The sequence below is a fragment of the Streptomyces bambusae genome (assembly GCF_019400985.1).
GTDB classification, from domain to species: Bacteria; Actinomycetota; Actinomycetes; order Streptomycetales; family Streptomycetaceae; genus Streptomyces; species Streptomyces bambusae_A.
Genome location: NZ_WTFF01000004.1, coordinates 1 through 18,323, shown reverse-complemented (window position 1 = coordinate 18,323; position 18,323 = coordinate 1). Strand labels below are relative to the sequence as shown.

General features: G+C 72.3%; 16 protein-coding genes and 1 pseudogene. 9 read left to right on the top strand and 8 right to left on the bottom strand.

All coding sequences use genetic code 11. From position 1 onward, the window contains the following. Positions 1-219: 219 nt before the first annotated feature. Together GPJ59_RS01155 and GPJ59_RS01150 are read left to right on the top strand one after the other, a co-directional pair. Positions 220-873 (top strand): CBS domain-containing protein, encoded by a 654-nt coding sequence (locus GPJ59_RS01155; RefSeq protein ID WP_219664276.1) that lies wholly within the window; start codon positions 220-222, stop codon positions 871-873. An 11-nt stretch (positions 874-884) separates the two neighbouring features. Beyond that, a pseudogene (locus GPJ59_RS01150) lies at positions 885-1,820 on the top strand (molybdopterin-dependent oxidoreductase); the annotation flags it as partial. A 106-nt stretch (positions 1,821-1,926) separates the two neighbouring features. On the opposite strand, the gene GPJ59_RS01145 reads toward GPJ59_RS01150, so the two are convergent. Next, positions 1,927-3,165, bottom strand: a complete 1,239-nt coding sequence (locus tag GPJ59_RS01145; RefSeq protein ID WP_219664272.1) for a cytochrome P450 family protein — start codon at positions 3,163-3,165, stop codon at positions 1,927-1,929. A gap of 343 nt (positions 3,166-3,508) precedes the next feature. On the opposite strand from GPJ59_RS01145, the gene GPJ59_RS38355 reads away from it, so the two are divergent. Together GPJ59_RS38355 and GPJ59_RS01135 are read left to right on the top strand one after the other, a co-directional pair. Next, positions 3,509-4,840: an alkaline phosphatase family protein gene (locus tag GPJ59_RS38355; protein WP_308120063.1), complete on the top strand. Its 1,332-nt coding sequence runs from the start codon at positions 3,509-3,511 to the stop codon at positions 4,838-4,840. Between the two features lie 66 nt (positions 4,841-4,906). Beyond that, a complete protein-coding gene (locus tag GPJ59_RS01135; protein ID WP_219664270.1) occupies positions 4,907-5,836 on the top strand; it encodes an SDR family oxidoreductase in 930 nt (309 codons plus the stop codon). Positions 5,837-6,014: 178 nt separating this feature from the next. Here GPJ59_RS01135 and GPJ59_RS01130 read toward each other — a convergent pair whose 3' ends face one another. Then, positions 6,015-6,779, bottom strand: coding sequence for a TetR/AcrR family transcriptional regulator (locus tag GPJ59_RS01130; protein ID WP_308120062.1), 765 nt, complete (start codon positions 6,777-6,779; stop codon positions 6,015-6,017). 127 nt (positions 6,780-6,906) lie between these two features. On the opposite strand from GPJ59_RS01130, the gene GPJ59_RS01125 reads away from it, so the two are divergent. Together GPJ59_RS01125 and GPJ59_RS01120 are read left to right on the top strand one after the other, a co-directional pair. Continuing rightward, positions 6,907-7,350, top strand: coding sequence for a VOC family protein (locus GPJ59_RS01125; RefSeq protein ID WP_219664268.1), 444 nt, complete (start codon positions 6,907-6,909; stop codon positions 7,348-7,350). Beyond that, complete coding sequence (locus GPJ59_RS01120) at positions 7,269-9,623, top strand: ATP-binding cassette domain-containing protein (protein WP_219664265.1); 2,355 nt, start codon at positions 7,269-7,271, stop codon at positions 9,621-9,623. The genes GPJ59_RS01125 and GPJ59_RS01120 overlap by 82 nt, the downstream gene beginning before the upstream one ends. Positions 9,624-9,692: 69 nt before the next feature. Here the strand turns inward: GPJ59_RS01120 and GPJ59_RS01115 are convergent, their stop codons facing one another. Beyond that, on the bottom strand, positions 9,693-10,757 hold the full coding sequence (locus GPJ59_RS01115) for an enoyl-CoA hydratase/isomerase family protein (RefSeq protein WP_219664263.1): 1,065 nt from the start codon (positions 10,755-10,757) through the stop codon (positions 9,693-9,695). A gap of 187 nt (positions 10,758-10,944) precedes the next feature. Between GPJ59_RS01115 and GPJ59_RS01110 the strand changes: the two genes are divergently transcribed. Both GPJ59_RS01110 and GPJ59_RS01105 read left to right on the top strand, forming a co-directional pair. Then, positions 10,945-11,868: a glycoside hydrolase family 19 protein gene (locus GPJ59_RS01110; protein WP_219664261.1), complete on the top strand. Its 924-nt coding sequence runs from the start codon at positions 10,945-10,947 to the stop codon at positions 11,866-11,868. Positions 11,869-12,097: 229 nt separating this feature from the next. After that, the gene (locus GPJ59_RS01105) at positions 12,098-13,204 is read left to right on the top strand and encodes a selina-4(15),7(11)-diene synthase (RefSeq protein WP_219664384.1); all 1,107 of its coding nucleotides are present in this window, start codon (positions 12,098-12,100) and stop codon (positions 13,202-13,204) included. Positions 13,205-13,265: 61 nt separating this feature from the next. Here the strand turns inward: GPJ59_RS01105 and GPJ59_RS01100 are convergent, their stop codons facing one another. After that, positions 13,266-14,624, bottom strand: a complete 1,359-nt coding sequence (locus GPJ59_RS01100; protein ID WP_219664259.1) for a cytochrome P450 — start codon at positions 14,622-14,624, stop codon at positions 13,266-13,268. Between the two features lie 262 nt (positions 14,625-14,886). On the opposite strand from GPJ59_RS01100, the gene GPJ59_RS01095 reads away from it, so the two are divergent. Next, complete coding sequence (locus tag GPJ59_RS01095; protein ID WP_219664257.1) at positions 14,887-16,263, top strand: cytochrome P450; 1,377 nt, start codon at positions 14,887-14,889, stop codon at positions 16,261-16,263. A gap of 143 nt (positions 16,264-16,406) precedes the next feature. Here GPJ59_RS01095 and GPJ59_RS01090 read toward each other — a convergent pair whose 3' ends face one another. The 4 genes from GPJ59_RS01090 to GPJ59_RS01075 are packed head-to-tail and all read right to left on the bottom strand — an operon-like array spanning position 16,407 to position 18,115. Continuing rightward, a complete protein-coding gene (locus tag GPJ59_RS01090; RefSeq protein ID WP_219664255.1) occupies positions 16,407-17,015 on the bottom strand; it encodes a GTP-binding protein in 609 nt (202 codons plus the stop codon). Beyond that, a complete protein-coding gene (locus tag GPJ59_RS01085; RefSeq protein WP_219664253.1) occupies positions 16,996-17,355 on the bottom strand; it encodes a DUF742 domain-containing protein in 360 nt (119 codons plus the stop codon). The genes GPJ59_RS01090 and GPJ59_RS01085 overlap by 20 nt, the downstream gene beginning before the upstream one ends. After that, complete coding sequence (locus GPJ59_RS01080; protein ID WP_219664251.1) at positions 17,352-17,759, bottom strand: roadblock/LC7 domain-containing protein; 408 nt, start codon at positions 17,757-17,759, stop codon at positions 17,352-17,354. The genes GPJ59_RS01085 and GPJ59_RS01080 overlap by 4 nt, the downstream gene beginning before the upstream one ends. Beyond that, complete coding sequence (locus GPJ59_RS01075; RefSeq protein WP_219664249.1) at positions 17,756-18,115, bottom strand: hypothetical protein; 360 nt, start codon at positions 18,113-18,115, stop codon at positions 17,756-17,758. The genes GPJ59_RS01080 and GPJ59_RS01075 overlap by 4 nt, the downstream gene beginning before the upstream one ends. Positions 18,116-18,323: the final 208 nt, after the last annotated feature.

Below are 18,323 nucleotides of genomic sequence, written 5' to 3'. Positions count from 1 at the left end.
CGCCGCAACTGGGCCGAGCTGCCCGCCCCTGCCGGCGACATCCACGCCGTCGTCGTCCCCCGCAGCTGGAGGCGCCCTGTGTGGGCCGGACGGTCCCCGCGGTGTGCACCGCGCGGCCCTTCCGCCGCCCGTGGGCGGCGGAGCACGGTGGAGGCACGAGGTTGCGAACCCCGCCCGCCTGCACACGCGCCAGGCGCCTACGCACGCTGAGGACCTGCCATGACCTCCACCCCGTACACCGTCGCCGACGTGATGACCACCCGGGTCATCGCCGTCACCCCGGCCACCGGTTTCAAGGACATCGCCGCCGCGATGGAGCGGTGGAAGGTGACCGCCCTCCCCGTCGTCGAGGGCGAAGGCCGCGTCGTGGGCGTGGTCTCCGAGGCCGACCTGCTGCCCAAGGAGGAGTTCCACGAGCACCGCCCCGGCCTGATCGAACAGATGCGCCGCCTCGGCGACACCGCCAAGGCGGGCTCCACCCGCGCCGAGGACCTGATGAGCGCCCCGGCCGTCACCATCCGCCCCGACGCCACCCTCCCCCAGGCCGCCCGCCTCATGGCCGACCGGCGCATCAAGCGCCTCCCCGTGGTCGACGCCGACGGCACCCTCAAGGGCATCGTCAGCCGCGCCGACCTCCTGAAGGTGTTCCTCCGCACCGACGAGGACCTCACCGCCGAGATCCGCCGAACCGTCGTCGAGCGCCTGTTCCCGCTCTCCCACGAAGCCGTCAGGATCACGGTGTCCCACGGCGTCGCCACCCTGACCGGCGAGGTCAAGGACCGGAACCTGATCCCCCTGGCGGAACGCCTCACCCACTCCGTCGAGGGCATCGTCGACGTCCACTGCCGGCTGCGGGCACCCACCGCGGCGTGACGTGAGGGCGGGTGCCGGCGGGCGCCGACCTGAAGGTGCCCGGCGCCCTGCCGTTCATCACCCCCAACCGCGTCTTCTACCGGGTGGACACCGCCCTGGTCGTGCCCCGCGTGGACACGACGGACTGGCAGCTGCGCATCCATGGCGACGGGGTCCGCCGGCCGCTCGTCCTCTCCCTCGACGACCTGCTGGCCCGACCGATGGTCGAGCGCGACATCACCCTGACCTGTGTGTCCAACGAGGTCGGCGGACCGTACGCGGGCAACGCGCGCTGGCTCGGCGTACGGCTCGCCGACCTGCTCCGCGAGGCCGGGGTGCGGCCGCCGTCGCAGGGCGGTCCGGCCGACCAGCTGGTGGCGCGGTCGGTGGACGGGATGACGATCGGCACACCCGTCGAGACCGTGCTGGACGGCCGGGAGGCGCTGCTGGCGGTCGGGATGAACGGCGAGCCGCTGCCGTTCGAGCACGGCTTCCCGGTCCGGATGGTCGTACCGGGCCTGTACGGGTACGTGTCCGCCTGCAAGTGGCTGCGGGAGCTGCGGCTGACCACCTTCGACGCCTACGACGCGTACTGGGTGCGCCGGTCGTGGGCCGCGCGGGCGCCGGTCAAGACCCAGTCCCGGATCGACACGCCCCGCGCGTACGCCGCTCCGGCCGCGGGCCGGCTCCCGGTCGCCGGGGTGGCCTGGGCGCAGCACCGGGGGATCGCCCGGGTCGAGGTGCGGGTGGACGGCGGCGCGTGGCAGGAGGCCCGCCTCGGCGCGGAGGACGGTGTCGACACCTGGCGGCAGTGGGTGTGGCCGTGGGACGCGACGCCCGGCCGCCACACCCTGGAGGTGCGGGCGACGGACGGCACGGGCGCGGTGCAGGTGGAGCGGCGCTCGCCGCCCGCCCCGGACGGGGCGACGGGCTGGCACCGGATCGAGGTCGACGTCCGGGCAGGGTGAGCCCGCCGCGGCGGCCGGCGGAGTTCGCCGGGGCCGCGGCGGGCGCCACCGGACCGGGTCAGCCGGTCAGCCGGTCAGCCGGTCAGCCGGTCAGCCGGTCAGCGGGTCAGCGGGTCAGCCGTACCGGCAGGGTGTCCACGCTGTTGCCGATGAAGCTGCGCTGGTGCGGCAGGTCCGCCTCCGGGACCGCGAGGTCGAGGTCCGGGAAGCGGGTGAAGAGCTGCTCCAGGGCGGTGGTCGCCTCCAGCCGGGCCAGCGGGGCGCCCACGCAGTAGTGCGCGCCGTGGCCGAAGGAGAGGTTGCGTGCGGCGGCCGGGCGGGTCAGGTCGAAGCGGTCCGCGTCGGGTCCGTACGCGCGTTCGTCGCGGCCCGCCGCGGTGTAGCCGGCCAGGACCGGGGTGCCCTTCGGGATCACGGTCCCGCCGAGTTCCAGGTCGCGGGTCGGGTAGCGGAACGGGAACCAGCTGACCGGCCCGTCCCAGCGGAGCGTCTCGTCCACCACGTCCGACCAGCCGGCCTTGCCCTCCTGGACCAGGGCCAGTTGGTCGCGGTGGGTGCACAGGGCGCGGACCGCGTTGGTGATCAGGTTGAGCGTGGTCTCGTGGCCGGCGACGAGCATCAGGCGCATGGTGCCGATGAGTTCGGGCTCGCTGAGCCGGTCGCCGTCCGACTCCCGGGCGGCGATCAGGGCGCTGGTGAGGTCGTCGCCGGGCCGTTCGCGGCGGGCGGCGGCGATCGTGCCCATCAGGGCGACGAGTTCGCGGACGGCGGCCATCGCCTCGGCGGGGGTGGTGTCGGTGGCGATGATGACCTTGTACGACAGCTCGTGCAGGCGGCCCCGGTGCTCGGGGTCCACGCCCAGCAGCTCGCAGATGACGCTCATCGGCAGCGGCAGCGCGAAGTGGGTGCGCAGGTCGGCGATCCCGTCCGGGGCTTCGGCGGCCGCGTGGGCGAGGTCGTCCAGGAACTCCGCGGTGAGCGCTTCGACGCGCGGGCGCAGGCGCTCCACCTGCCGGGCGGTGAAGGCGTTGCCGACCAGGGACCGCAGCCGCCGGTGGTCCTCGTCGTCCGCGGTGTGCATGCCCTGGGCATCGGCGAAGACCCGCAGGGGCCAGTCAGGGGCTATCCCGCCTTCCTGGAGGGCGGTGAAGTGCCGGGCGTCCTTGGCCACGTCGGGGTGGCCGAGGAACTCCTTGAGTGCCTCGTGCCCGAGCACGACCGCGCCGGGCACCCCGCCGGGGAGGACCACCTCCGCCACCGCGCCGCGCTCGCGCAGCCGGGCGTTGAGGGCGTGCGGGCAGCCCCCGGCAGGGTCGATGCGATGCGGCTGATTCTGTTCGCTCATTCTGCGAACAGTGCAGGGTGACGGGCGGGTTGGACAAGTCCCCACCGCTACGGTGCCGGACCCGGCCGCTCATGCCCGGCCGGCCGGAAGCCATACCGGTCCGGCATGCGTCGTCCCACGGCCGTTGACAGTGCACGGTGGCCGTCCCACCATGCACGCGGCATAGGGGAGTTCGACCGCCGTTCGATCGCCGTTCGCCGTTCGCCGTTCGCCGTTCGCTTTTCACCGATCGCCGATCACCGATCACCGATCACCGCCGGCGGTTCGAACCCGTCGTCCGCCCGATGGCGGGCAGCGCCCCGGCCTCCGCACCCCGCCGACCGTGCCCCAGGAGGAACCGCCCGTGCCATTCCCTTCCTCGCCCTCCCCCACCCCCGAGCCTCCGCCCCCCGCGGCGGCGCCCGGCCACGCCCCCGGCCAGGTCCCCGGCCGCCGCTCCCGCTCCCGGGCCCGCCGCTCGGCGCTCGCGGCCGCGCTCGGGGCGTTCGGCCTGCTGGCCGCCTTCACCGTGGCCAATTCCCAGGCCGCTGCCGGGAGTCCGGCAGCCCCGACGGCCGCCGCCGCGCTGCCCTCGTACGACCACGTCGTGGTCGTCGTCTACGAGAACAAGCAGTACGGCGAGATCATCGGCAGCTCCAACGCCCCGTACATCAACCAGCTGGCCGGGTCCGGCGCGAGCCTGACCGCCATGAAGGCGCTCACCCACCCCAGCCAGCCGAACTACTTCAACCTCTTCTCCGGTGCCACCCAGGGCATCACGGGTGACGGCTGCTACACCCCTCAGTCGATGACCGCGGCCAATCTCGGCCAGGAGCTGATCGCGGCCGGCAAGACCTTCGCCACGTACAACGAGGACCTGCCGAGCGAGGGCTCCACGGCGTGCACGAACGGGCAGTACGCGCAGAAGCACAACCCGTGGTTCGCCTTCAAGAACGTCCCGCTGAACACCGGCAAGACCTGGGCGCAGTTCCCGCAGGGCAACTTCGCCGCCCTCCCCCACCTGTCGTTCGTCGTGCCGAACCAGTGCAACGACATGCACTCGTGCTCGGTCTCGACCGGAGACACCTGGACGAAGAACAACATCGACGCCTACGCGCAGTGGGCGAAGGCCAACAACAGCCTGCTGGTGCTGACCTGGGACGAGGACAACTTCCTGGGCTCCAACCAGATCGCGACCGTGTTCTACGGGGCGAACGTCAAGCAGGGCACGTACGGGACGGCCTTCAACCACCACCACCTGCTGCGCACGTTCGAGGACCTCTTCGGCACGACGCACGCGGGGAACGCGGCCAACGTCCAGCCGATCTCGGAGGTCTTCACCACCGGCGGCCCCACCCCGACGCCCACGCCGACCCCGACCCCGACCCCGACGCCGACGCCGACGCCGACGCCGACGCCCACCCCGACCCCGGGTGACTTCAAGGTCGCCGATCCCGGACCGCAGGCCTGCAAGTTCAACCAGTCCTGCACGATCCAGCTCACCGCGACCGGCGGCAAGACCCCCGTGCGCTGGTCCGCCAGCGGACTGCCGTGGGGCCTGGGCATCGACTCCGCCACCGGCCGGATCAGCGGCAAGCCCTGGGGCAGCGGCACCCTCCAGATCACAGTGACCGCCACCGACGCGGCCGGAACCACCGCGAGGACCGTCTTCCCGCTCACCCTCACCTGGTTCTGATACGCGGGGGACCCACCGGTTCGCCGGGCCCCGGCCGCCGCGCAGGACTACGACTAGGCTCGGCGCATGACACAGACACAGCAGGAGCGGAGTTTAGAAGGCCGGGTCGCTCTCGTCGCGGGGGCGACCCGGGGCGCGGGGCGCGGTATCGCGGTCGAGCTCGGTGCCCGGGGCGCGACCGTGTACGTGACCGGGCGCAGCACCCGGGGCAAGCGCTCGGAGTACGACCGGCCGGAGACGATCGAGGAGACCGCGGAGCTCGTGACGGCGGCCGGCGGGACGGGCATCGCGGTGGCCGTCGACCACCTGGTGCCCGAGCAGGTGGAGGCGCTCGTCGGCCGGATCGAGGCCGAGCAGGCACGGCTGGACGTCCTGGTGAACGACGTCTGGGGCGGCGAGAAGCTGTTCGAGTGGGACAGCCCCGTCTGGGAGCACGACCTCGACAACGGGCTGCGTCTGCTCCGGCTCGCCATCGAGACCCACGCCGTGACCAGCCACTTCGCGCTGCCGCTGATGCTGCGCCGGCCGGGCGGGCTGGTGGTGGAGATGACGGACGGCACGGCGGAGTACAACGGCTCCCACTACCGCAACTCCTTCTTCTACGACATCGCCAAGTCGGCCGTGCTGCGCATGGCGTTCGCCCTGGGGCACGAGGTGGGGCCGCGGGGGGCGACGGCGGTGGCGCTGACGCCGGGCTGGATGCGCTCGGAGATGATGCTGGACGCCTTCGGCGTGACCGAGGAGAACTGGCGGGAGGCCACCAAGAGCGTTCCGCACTTCGCCATCTCCGAGACCCCGCGGTTCGTGGGCCGGGCGGTGGCCGCGCTGGCCGCCGACGCCGAGGTGTCCCGCTGGAACGGGCAGTCGCTCTCCAGCGGGGGCCTGGCCCGGGAGTACGGGTTCACGGACCTGGACGGCAGCCGTCCGGACGCGTGGCGGTACATGGTCGAGGTCCAGGACCCGGACCGCCCGGCGGACACCACCGGATACCGCTGACGGCGGCTCCGCCGGTCGCCGCCGGGTCGGTCGCGGCCAGGGCGGTAGCGGCCAGGGCGGTAGCGACCGGGGTCGCAGCTCCGTAGGCCGCGGCCTCCACCGGTCGGCGCCGGCCGGTGGAGGCCGCGGCCCGCCGGGACGCCGTCTGAGCGGTCGCGGCCGGGTCGGCCGCGGCCGCTCAGGCCCCGCCGGCGTCCCCCTGTGCCCACCTCTCCAGCCCCTCCAGCACGCACTGGAGGCCGAAGGCCCACACCACGTCCGGGTTGTAGGCGCCGGCCGCCTCGCCCACCCGGCCGGCGAGCGGATAGCGGTCGGCGTCGATCACCCGGGCGAGCAGCGGGCCGACCTCCGCCCACCAGTCGTTGTCGCTCTGCCGGCTGTTCAGCTCCGCCGCGTCGGCGGCCGCCCGGGTGCTGGAGTGGACGAATTGCAGCAGGTGGGTGAGGGCGGCGTCGCGTTCGACGTCGGGCAGGCCGACGCCCTCGAAGGCCGCCAGCTCGTGTTCGTACTTGCCGATCACGCCCGGCCCCAGGGGCGGGCGGGTGACGGACACCTCGGCGAGCCAGGGGTGGCGGACGAGCAGGTCCCGGTTGTCCTCGGCCACCCGGGTGACCCGGACCCGCCAGGGCTCGTCCGGGCCGAACGGCCGCAGCTCCATCCGCCCGTACGCCGCGTCGAGCATGAGGTCGAGCAGCTCGGCCTTGCCGGGGACGTACGTGTAGACGGTCATCGGCGTGACGCCGAGCCGCTGGGCCAGGGCCCGCATGGTCAGAGCGTCCAGGCCCTCCTCGTCGGCCAGCCCGGTCGCCGCCTCGACCACCGCGTCGACGGTCAGGCCCTGCCGGGGCCCGCGCCGGCCGGCCGGCTGCGGGCCGGTGTGCTCCCGCCACAACAGCTCCAGGGTGCGTACGGGGTCCCCGCCCCCGCTCCGGTTCGCCGCCACGGCATCCTCCTTCGTCCGTTCTTCTTCATCTTCAGCGTCATCCGCATCCGATTTACCTTGTACGGCGTACAGAATACAGTGTATAAAGAAACCTGAAGCCTGCGAGAGCCACCCCGTGAGGAGTCCCGTGCAGATCATCAACACCGCCATATGCCTGACCGTCGACGACGTTCCCGCCTCCGTCTCCTTCCTGACCAGCCACTTCGGCTTCACCGAGGCCATGGCCGCCGACGGCTTCGCCTCCCTCACCCGCCCGGACACACCCAGCGTGATCTTCCACCGGCGCGGCCTGGAGGTGCTCCCCGAGGGCTTCCGCGACCGGCACGCGGACGGGGTGATCCTCGCCTTCGTCGTGGACGACCTGCACACGGAGTACGAGCGGCTGCGCGCCGAAGGGGTCGCCATCACCCTGGAGCCGCGCGAGGAGCCGTGGGGCGAGAAGCTGTTCATGGTCGCCGACCCCAACGGGGTCAGCATCGAGCTGGTCGAATGGGCCACGGGCGCCGAGGGTTGCAGCGGGGACGGCAGCGAGGGCGCGAGCAAGGGCGGCAGCGAGGAGGCGCAGGCGTGACCCGCTCCCCCGCCGCCCCGGCCGCGGACGGCCACCAGCTCATCCAGGTACGGGGAGCCCGCGAGAACAACCTCGCCGACGTCAGCGTCGACATCCCCAAGCGACGTCTGACCGTCTTCACCGGGGTCTCCGGCTCCGGCAAGTCCTCGCTGGTCTTCGGCACCATCGCCGCCGAGTCCCAGCGCCTGATCAACGAGACGTACACGGCGTTCGTCCAGTCCTTCATGCCCAGCCCGGGCCGGCCGGACGTCGACGGGCTGCACAACCTCTCCGCCGCGATCGTGGTGGACCAGGAGCGCATGGGCGCCGGCTCCCGGTCCACCGTCGGCACCGCGACCGATGCCTACACGATGCTGCGGATCGTCTTCAGCCGGCTGGGCATCCCGCACATCGGCACCTCCTCCGCCTTCAGCTTCAACGTGCCCGAGGGCATGTGCCCGCGCTGCGAGGGGGTCGGGCACGTCTCCGACATCGACGTCGGCCAGCTGGTGGACCGCGAACTGTCCCTGAACGAGGGCGCGATCACCGTGCCCGGTTTCGCCGTGGACTCCTGGTACTGGCAGGTCATGGCGAACTCCGGTTTCTACGACCCGGACAAGAAACTCAAGGACTTCACCGCGCAGGAGTGGGAGGACCTGCTGCGCAAGGACGCGGTGAAGGTGAAGGTGGGTCCGAACAACTTCACCTACGAGGGCCTCATCACCCGGATCAGCCGCACCTACCTGGCCAAGGACCGCGAGTCGATGCAGTCCCACATCCGGGCCTTCGTGGACCGGGCCGTGGTCTTCGCCGACTGCCCCGAGTGCGGTGGCACGCGGTTGTCGCAGGCCGCGCTGTCCTCGCGGATCGACGGCCGGAACATCGCCGAGTGTGCGGCGATGCAGATCAGCGACCTCGTCGCCTTCGTCCGCGGCATCGACGACCCGCGCGTGGCGCCGGTGCTGGCCGGCCTGCGCGGCCTGCTGGACTCCCTGGTGGAGATCGGGCTCGGCTACCTGAGCCTGGACCGGCCCGCGGGGACGCTGTCCGGTGGCGAGGCGCAGCGCGTGAAGATGGTCCGCCACCTCGGATCCGCGCTCACCGACGTCACGTACGTCTTCGACGAGCCCACCACGGGCCTGCACCCGCACGACGTCCAGCGCATGAACGACCTGCTGCTGCGGCTGCGCGACAAGGGCAACACCGTCCTGGTGGTCGAGCACAAGCCGGAGGTCATCGCGATCGCCGACCACGTGGTCGACCTCGGGCCCGGCGCCGGTACCGCGGGCGGCCGGATCTGCTACAGCGGGGACGTGGCGGGCCTGCGCGCCTCCGGCACCCTCACCGGCCGGCACCTGGACCACCGGGCGCTGCTGCGCGAGGCGGTGCGCACACCGCGCGGACACCTGCCGGTCCGGGGGGCGCGGCTGCACAACCTCAAGAACGTCGACGTGGACGTGCCGCTCGGCGTGCTGACGGTGGTGACGGGCGTCGCGGGCTCCGGCAAGAGCTCGCTGATCCACGGCCACCTGGCCGGCCGGGACGGGGTGGTGGTCGCCGACCAGTCGCCCGTGCGGGGCTCGCGGCGGTCCAACCCGGCCACGTACACCGGGCTGCTGAACGCGGTCCGGGCCGCCTTCGCCAAGGCCAACGGGGTCAAGCCGGCCCTGTTCAGCGCCAATTCGGAAGGGGCCTGCCCGCAGTGCAGCGGGCTGGGGCTGATCCATACCGACCTGGCGATGACGGCCGGCGTGGCCACGGTCTGCGAGGAGTGCGAGGGCCGGCGCTACACGGCGAAGGTGCTGACGTACCGGCTGAACGGCAAGAACATCAGCGAGGTGCTGGACATGCCGGTCACCGAGGCGTACGAGTTCTTCACCGCCGGGCAGGCGCACGCTGTCCTGGGCCGGCTGGCCGACGTAGGACTGGGCTACCTGCGGCTGGGCCAGCCGCTCAACACGCTGTCCGGCGGCGAGCGGCAGCGGCTGAAGCTGGCGATCCACATGGCCGAGAAGTCCTCGACGTACATCCTGGACGAGCCGACGACCGGCCTGCACATGGCGGACGTCGACCAGCTGCTGGCGCTCCTCGACCGGCTGGTGGACCAGGGCAATTCGGTGATCGCCGTCGAGCACCACCAGGCGGTCATGGCGCACGCCGACTGGATCATCGACATCGGCCCGGGCGGCGGGCACGACGGCGGCCGGGTGGTGTTCGAGGGGACCCCGGCCCGTCTGGTCGCGGAGGGGGACACGCTGACGGCGCGCCATCTGCGCCAGTACGTGGCCTCGTAGGGCCGGGGCGCCCGGGTCGTAGGGCCGGGGCCGCCCCGGTCGTAGGGCCGGGGCGCCCCGGGATCCGCCTCAGTCGAGGGTGAGCTCGTGGAACCGGCCGCCGAGCGGCTCGAAGTACCGCTCCACCTCGGCGTCGGTGACGGCGCCGAGGGCGGCCGGCGACCAGCGTGGGGTGCGGTCCTTGTCCACGACCTGGGCCCGCACGCCCTCGACCAGGTCGGGCGAGGACAGGCAGTGGCAGGAGACCCGGTACTCCTGGACCAGCACCTGCTCCAGCGTGGGCAGCTCACGGGCCCGCCGCACGGCGGCGAGGGTGATCTTCAGGGCGGTCGGGGACTTGGCGAGGATCGTCTCGGCCGCCTCCTTGGCCGCCGGGTCGCCGTGGGCCAGCAGCCGGTCGACGATCTCCTCGACGGTGCCGGCCGCGTAGCAGTGGTCGATCCAGGCGCGCCGGCCGGCCAGTTCGCCGTCGGGGGCCGGCAGCGCGTACCGGGGCAGTACGTCGGCCACGGCGGCCCCGGCGAGTTCCGCGGCCAGCTCCGGGAGCCGGCCGGACGGCACGAAGTGGTCGGCGAGCCCGCACAGGATCGCGTCGGCGGCGCCGACGGCCGTGCCGATCAGGGCCAGATGGGTGCCGAGCTCGCCGGGGGCGCGGCTGAGCAGGTACGTGCCGCCGATGTCGGGGACGAAGCCGATGCCGGTCTCGGGCATCGCCACCCGGGAGCGCTCGGTGACGATCCGCACGCTGCCGTGGGCCGAGATGCCGACCCCGCCGCCCATGACGATGCCGTCCATCAGGGCCACGTAGGGCATCGGGCCGCGGGCGAGGCGGGCGATCCGGGCATTGAGCCGGTACTCGTCGCGCCAGAAGCCGGCCGACGCGGTCCCGCCCGCCCGGGCGTCGTCGTGGATGGCCCGGATGTCCCCGCCGGCGCACAGCCCGCGCTCGCCGGCGCCGCTCACCAGGACCTGGGTGACGGCCGGGTCGCGCTCCCAGGCGGCCAGGGCCTGCGTCATCCGCAGCACCATGGGGTGGGTGAGGGCGTTGATGGCCCGGGGGCGGTTGAGGACGATGCGCCCCGTGTGCCCCTCGGTGGACAGCAGGACCGCGTCGTCGGCGTGTTCGGTGTTCACGACACCCACCTTAGATTCCCCTGTACGCGGGCCCCTCAGCCGGCCGTCGGCGTGGGCCGCCGGCCTGGCTGAGGGTTCCGCCCCCCGAAAGAAACTGGTCTAGACCTTGACAGGTCCAGACCATGCTCGCTTGGCTGGGTGCGGTTGCCGTCCCCGCGGCAACTCCCCCCACCCGAGGAGCAGTTACGTGATACGAAAGCTACGCGGCCGGTCCCTGGCGCTGGCCGCCACCGCCGCGGCCGTCGCCGGCATCGGACTCGCCCTCCCCGCCGCGCCCGCCGCCGCGGCCCCGCCCTGCGCCACGGCCTGGTCCGCCGCGGCCGTCTACACCGGCGGCGCGTCCGCCTCGTACGGCGGGCACAACTGGCAGGCGAAGTGGTGGACCCAGGGCGAGACGCCCGGGACCACCGGCCAGTGGGGCGTCTGGTCCGACCAGGGCGCCTGCGCCGCGGGCGGCGGCCAGGACCCCGACCCGGAGCCGGGCGACCCGTCCGGGTTCGTGGTCAGCGAGGCCCAGTTCCAGCGAATGTTCCCGAACCGCAACCCCTTCTACACCTACGACGGCCTGGTCGCGGCACTCTCGGCCTACCCCGGCTTCGCCGCCACGGGCGACGAGACCACCAAGCGCCGCGAGGCCGCCGCCTTCCTCGCCAACGTCTCGCACGAGACCGGCGGCCTGGTGCACATCGTCGAGCAGAACACGGCCAACTACCCCCACTACTGCGACGCGTCGCAGCCCTACGGCTGCCCGGCCGGCCAGGCGGCATACTACGGCCGCGGACCCATCCAGCTCAGCTGGAACTTCAACTACAAGGCCGCCGGCGACGCCCTCGGCATCGACCTGCTGCGCAACCCCTACCTGGTCGAGCGGGATCCGGCGATCGCCATGAAGACGGCGCTGTGGTACTGGAACACCCAGAACGGCCCGGGCACCATGACGGCCCATCACGCGATGGTGACGGGCGCCGGCTTCGGCGAGACCATCCGCTCGATCAACGGGGCACTGGAGTGCAACGGGGGCAACCCGGCACAGGTGCAGAGCAGGGTGACGAAGTATCAGGAATTCACCTCCCTGCTCGGGGTGACTCCGGGCGGCAACCTCAGCTGCTGAACGGGCCGTTGGCCATGGCGGGCCGCTCCGGGAGCACCCTGCGGAGGATGCCCCGGAGCGGTTCGAGCCCGGCAGGACGTGCTCACCGGGGCGTATGGGCGGGATCGTCCACTGGAATTAGCCATGTGCATGCCGCATGATCACGAGTCGAGGTTCAGGAACGGGCGCGTCCGCCTTGTCGCGTCGGAGCTAGGCGGGTGGCCCGTGATAGAGGAGGCCCCAACTCGTGATAGCTGTTCCGCCACTGTTCTCACCCATACCGCCGGCCATTCACCCGCGGTACGCCGCCATCGAAGCGCACACCACGGCCTGGGCAGAAGCCCACCGGATCGGGTCGGCCGAGCTGCGCCAGCGGCTGGTGCGGCACGAGATCGGGGCCTTCGCATCGCGTGTCATCCCTCTGGGCTGCGAGGAGGTGGTGCAGACGCTTGCGGACTTCGTGTTGTGGCTCTTCGGACTGGACGACGGCGTCTGCGAGGAGAGCAGCCTCGGCCAGCGACCTGGAGACCTCTCCGGCGCCCTGCACCGGCTGCTGCGCGTGGCGCAGGCCCCTGAGGCGCCGCTGTGGCTCGACGATCCGCTGGCGAACGGTCTGCGCGACCTGCGAAGGAGGATCGACAGATGGGGTACGGCCAGCCAAGCCGCGCGCTGGGTCGGCTGCCTGCGCGAGTACGCGTTCTCCGTGGTGTGGGAGGCGTCCCACCGCAGCGCGAACACCGTGCCCGACCTCGAGGACTACACGCTGATGCGTCTGTACGACGGCGCGACCACGGTCGTGTTTCCCCTGCTGGAGATGGCCCACGGTTACGAGCTCCCGCAGCAGGAGCGCGACCACCGCGCGGTGCGGGCAGCAGAGGAGATGGCGTCGTTCGTCATCACATGGGACAACGACATCTTCTCGGACCACAAGGAACGGGCCGGAGAGGGTTACTACCTCAACGTGCTGCGCGTCCTGGAGGCTGAGGGACTCAGCCACGACAAGGCCATGACCGCGGCCATCGCTCAACGGGACCGGGTCCTGTGCGCCTTCGTCCGGCTGGTCGATCACCTCGCGGAGGTCGGTAGCCCGCAGCTGCGCCAGTACGTTGGCGGCCTGAAGTCCTTCGTGCGCGGCTCGCAGGACTGGGGCATCAGCTCCATCCGCTACACCACGCCCGACGACCCGGCCGGACTGCCCATGGTGTTCTCGGACACCCCGACCGACGACCGCCCCGAGCCGCTGGGCATCGACGCGATCGCCTGGTGGTGGGACGTGCTGCCGCCGGCAGCGCTGCCGGCGGGCACCCTCCTGCCGACGCAGCAGCCTCGCCGCGGGGGACTGATCGGGGCCCGATGACGTAGGGTGCCTGGCGGTCGGCTGCGCCCCGGAGCGGCAGCCGACGCACCAGGCCGGTCGGTCACTGGCGGGCGACGACCGTCATGGGGATGCGATCGGCGTGCGCGACCGCCGACGCAACCTCTCTGGGGGTGTGTCCGGGAACCGGTACCAGCCGCCATCGGCGGAGGATCGTGGCGATCGCGATCGTGGCCTCTGTCCAGACGAAGAGGTCGCCGATGCACTTGCGGTTGCCCGCCCCGAAGGGGATGTATGCCTGTCGGCCCGGTCCGGTGGCCTGCCGCTCGGGGAGCCAACGGTCAGGGTCGAACCGATCGGCGTTCTCGTACAGGCCGGGATCGCGGTGCAGGGCGTACAGGCTGAAGGCCACCTCGGTGCCGGGCGGCAGCAGGGTCCCTCCCAGGGACACGGGCTCGGTCGTGCGCCTCATCAGGAGTGTGACGCCGTGGAGTCGGATCACCTCGTCGATCACGCGCCGAATGCCCTGCAGGTGGGGCACGTGTTCGGCGGTGACCGGGCCGTCGCCGACCACCCGCCGGATCTCGTCCACGAGGCTGTCCTCGACGTCGGGTCGGCCGCCCAGCTCGTGAAAGGTCCAGGCGAGGGTCGCGGCTGTGGTCTCCGAGCCGGCGAACAGGATGGTGGCCAGCTCGTCGCGTACCTGTACGTCCGACATCCCCGTCCCGCTCTCCGGGTCGTTGGCGGCCAGCAGGAGGGACAGCAGGTCGTCGTGGTCGCCGGCTCCGGCCGCGCGTGAGGTTGCCACCACCTCGTCGATGACCGCGCGGAGATTTGCCGCCGCCTTGTCGAAGCGGCGGTTCGCCGGGATCGGCAGCCGGTCCAGCATCTTCGGGGATGCCGCGCGTATGAGGAGGTTGGTGAGCAGGACCGGCAGGTTCTTGCGTACGGCCTCGACAGCGGGCAGGCCGATGTCGGTGGAGAAGAGCGTGGCCGCCAGCGTCTCGACGGCATATCCCGCCATGGCCGGTTCGAGGTCGATGACGTCACCGGCAGTCCATGAGCACGCGAGCGCATCGGCGTTCCGGCTCATGATCTCGGAGTAGCCGGCGATACGCTCGCGGGAGAACATCGGCTGGATCATCCGGCGGTGCCGCTTGTGCAGCTCCCCGTCGGAGTTGGCCAGGCCGTTTCCGGCCAGCGGCCGCAGCCTGTCGAAGAACCGCCCCTTCTCGAAGCACCCCGACTGGCGAACCATCACCTCGTGGACGAGTTCGGGTGTGGTCGCCACGTACATCGGCATCGTGCCCAGGTCGACGCGTACCAGGTCGCCGTGCCGGCGCAGGGACGACAGGAAGCCCAGAGGGTTCCGCCACAGGGCGAGGGCGTGGCCCAGGAGCGGTACGGCCCCTGGCACGCGAGGGACGGAGGCGAGGGGCCGCAACTCGGTAACGTGCGACATGCGAGTGGGTTTCCTTCCTGACAGGGTGCACCGAACAGGATCTCCTGGTCCGCGCCGGCACGGCACGCGCTCCACGGCGTTCCGCGACGCGACAGCCCGGCAGCAAGATCACCTGCACCCAAGTACGTACCCGTCGTACCGTAGTTGACACAGGGGCCGCACTCGCCCCAGGAGCCTGCGGCAGTAGGCTGCACAGTGCTGAATGATCATTACTCTCGGTGCGGGCGCGCATCTGCGAGCCCCGCCGCTGCCCGGAGGCCACGTGACCACCTCGCCCCCCGACCCGACTTCCCCCCTTGCGGCTACCGCGCCGCTCGGCTGCCCCGTCGCTCACGCCCCCGCCGGCGGCCCGCGCCCGGTGTACGGGCCCGAAGCCGAGGCGGAGCCCTACGCCTTCTACGAGCAGCTCCGCGCCGAGCACGGAGCCGTGGCCCCCGTCCTGCTCTATGGCGGCGTGCCTGCCTGGCTGGTCCTGGGCCACCGGGAGGCCCTGGAGGTGATGCGCTCACCGCTCTACTCCTCCGACTCCCGCAACTGGCACGCCTTCCGACAGGGCACCCTGCCCGCGGACTCTCCGCTGCTGCCCATCACCGCGTGGCAGCCGCTCGTCGCCCTGACCGAAGGTGCCGAGCACGCCCGTCTGCGGGAAGCGGTCACCGAGAGCCTGGCGCGGGTGAACCCGCACCGCGTGCGCCGGTACATCACGCGCTATGCGACCCGGCTCATCGACGCCTTCGCCCCGACCGGCCAGGCGGATCTCGTGGCCGACTTCTCCAGGAAGTTGCCGGCCCTGGTCGTCTGCCAACTGCTCGGGATACGGGAGGAAGACGCCCTGACCGCGGGGGCCGCAGTAGCTGACATGATCAGCGGCAGCGCATCGGCCGCCCAGAGCAATCAGCTCATCGTGGAGATGATGAGCGAGCTGGTGGAAAGCAGGAAGCGCCGGCCTGGTGACGACCTTGCCAGCTGGCTGCTGGTCCATCCCTCGGAGCTGTCGGACGAGGAGGTGCGCGAGCACCTGCGCCTGGCCCTGGTTGCCGCCCTGGAGCCCACGACGAACCTGATCGCCAGCGCTCTGCGGATGCTCCTTACGGACGAGCGCTTCCGCGGCAACCTCTCCGGCGGCCAGATGACCTTGCCCGACGCACTTGAGCAGGTGCTGTGGGACCACCCCCCTCTCGCCGTGGTACCGACTCGCTGGGCGAAGGCCGACACCTACCTCGGCGGTGCACAGATCATGGCGGGAGACATGGTGATGCTGGGCCTGGCAGCCGGAAACGTGGATCCGGCCATTCGCCCCGACCTCATGATGCCGATGTACGGCAACCGGTCGCACCTTGCCTTCGGCGCCGGCGCGCACGAGTGTCCTGGCCAGGCCCTCGGCCGAGCTGTCGCGGATGCGGGCATCGACCTGCTGCTGGAGCGCATCCCGGACATACGGCTCGCGGTGGACGGGAACGAGGTGCAGGTGGTGGGCACGTGGATGTCCCGCCGGCTGACCAGCCTGCCCGTGACCTTCGCCCCACAGCGCGGGGCGCAGAAGCCCGCTGCGGTACAGAGTCATGCTGAGCCACTGCCCCAGCCCGAGGCTGTCCCGGCGCGGCAGGAGCGGCGTCGTGGGTGGCTCCGGAGCCGCTAGGCCCGGGCAGGTTGTCCGCGAGCCGGCGATGACGACGGTAGGGGGAGCTGGGCGGGGTGCCGCGCCGGCTCCCCTTCGTCCGTCAGAAGTCCGATGAGCAGCGGTCAGGCGTGTGACGCGGGGCCGGCGGGATCAGGGGGTGGTCACGATGCCTCCGGGGTGACGGCGAGGGAGTGCAGGTAGCGCATCAGCGTCATCAGGACGTCGCGGCTGGAGTCGCGGCGCCGGGCGTCGCAGAGGACCAGCGGGACGGACGCCGGCAGGTCGAGGGCGGCGCGCAGCTCCTCCACCGGGTACTGCGGCGCCTCGGGGAAGGAGTTGACGGCGACCACGAAGGGAACGCCGCGTTCCTCCAGGCGCCCGATCACGTCGAAGCTGACCTCCAGCCGGCGGGTGTCCACCAGGACCACCGCGCCCAGCGCGCCCTCGAACAGGCCGCGCCACAGGAACCAGAAGCGCTCCTGGCCGGGGGTGCCGAACAGGTAGAGCACCAGCTCCTCGTTGATGCTGATCCGGCCGAAGTCCATGGCCACGGTGGTGGAGGTCTTGCGTTCCACGCCCGCGGTGTCGTCCACGCCGACCCCGGCCTGGGTCATCGTCTCCTCGGTGGTCAGTGGCCGGATCTCGCTCACCGATCCGACCAGGGTCGTCTTGCCGACCCCGAAGCCCCCCACGATCACCACCTTGACCGCGGCCACGGCGGTGGCCGGCAGCGCGTCCTCGCGCCGCGGCTCAGAGCTTTTGAAGTCCATCGATGACTGCCTCTATCAGTGCCAGGTCGGGGAGTTGGGCGGGGGCCACGGGGGCTCGGGAGAGCACGTGGCGGGCCGCGATCAGGTCGTCGAGCAGGACGGTGACCACGCTCACGGGCAGGCCGAGGTACGCGGAGATCTCGGCCACCGAGAGCGGGGACTGGCACAGCCGCATGATCGCCGCGTGCTCCGGCTGCATCCCGTTCTTCGGGCCGGTCCGGGCGACGATGAGCGTCACCAGGTCCAGGGCGGTCTGCTCGGCCGCCCCGCTGCGCCCGCCGGTGATCACGTAGAGCCGCTCGGGCCCACCGTCCTCCCAGTGGTGGCCCGAGTCGCTCACGCGGGCTGCCTGTCGCTGCGGGGCGGGCTGGTCAGGTGCTCTCCGATCCGGGCCACGAGGTCGCGCATCCGCTGGCCCATCAGGCCGGCGTCGACCCCCTCGCCGGCGAGGACGGCGAGGTACGCCCCGGCGCCGGCGGCCATCAGGTAGAAGAAGCCGCCGTCCATCTCGATCACGACAAGCCGCATCCGGCCGCTGCTGTGCGGGAGTTCGGAGGCGACGGCACCGGCGAGGCTCTGCAGGCCCGCGCAGGCGGCGGCGAGCCGGTCGGCGGTGTCGGTCTCGGCTCCGTACTGGGCCATGCGCAGGCCGTCGGCGGAGAGCACGATGACGTGGCGGGTCTGCGGAACGCTGTCTGCCAGGTCCTTGAGCATCCAGTCCATGTTGGTCTGCGGCTGGCTCATGGCTGTTCTCCCTTGCTCGCCGAGGCCGGCGAGGCGTCTGTGTGCGTGCTGGCGCCGGTCCGGCCCCCGGCGGTCTGGCTGTCTCCGGACAGGCCGCTCTGGAAGGCGGCCAGCCACATCCCGGGCTGGACCTGGGGCACGGGCTCCGGACGGACCTGGTCGGGGTCCGTGGCGGGGGCGGGGGCGGTGTGGAAATCGGTGGCGGCGGCTTCGGCGGCGGCCGTCACGCGGGCCTTGCGGCGCCGCTGCGGCAGGCCGTTCGCGGTCCGCTCGACCACGGCGGGCGGTCCGGCGTACTCGTGGTCCTCGGCGGGCTGGACGGCTTCGCGGGCGGTGGGCCGGGCAGCCGAGGGCACCGGTCCGGTGGCCGGCCGCGGACGGCGCGGGGCCCCACCTTCGGCGGGAGCCCAGGCCGCGCAGCCCGGCCGGGACCGCCGCCCCGGCGGGGGCGTCGAGGCCGGTCGAGACCACGGTCAGCTGCTGGGTCGCGCGCGTCAGCGCCACGTACAGTACCCGCAGCCCCGCCGGGGACTCCTGCTCGATCTCCGCCGGGGAGACCACGAC

Coding starts and splice junctions, on each gene's coding strand:
- GPJ59_RS01135 (WP_219664270.1), top strand. CDS start 4,907: ATGACACAGACACAGCAGGAGCGGAGTTTAGAAGGCCGGGTCGCTCTC.
- GPJ59_RS01090 (WP_219664255.1), bottom strand. CDS start 17,015: ATGGACTTCAAAAGCTCTGAGCCGCGGCGCGAGGACGCGCTGCCGGCC.
- GPJ59_RS01120 (WP_219664265.1), top strand. CDS start 7,269: ATGGGCCACGGGCGCCGAGGGTTGCAGCGGGGACGGCAGCGAGGGCGC.
- GPJ59_RS01155 (WP_219664276.1), top strand. CDS start 220: ATGACCTCCACCCCGTACACCGTCGCCGACGTGATGACCACCCGGGTC.
- GPJ59_RS01100 (WP_219664259.1), bottom strand. CDS start 14,624: ATGTCGCACGTTACCGAGTTGCGGCCCCTCGCCTCCGTCCCTCGCGTG.
- GPJ59_RS01145 (WP_219664272.1), bottom strand. CDS start 3,165: ATGAGCGAACAGAATCAGCCGCATCGCATCGACCCTGCCGGGGGCTGC.
- GPJ59_RS01080 (WP_219664251.1), bottom strand. CDS start 17,759: ATGAGCCAGCCGCAGACCAACATGGACTGGATGCTCAAGGACCTGGCA.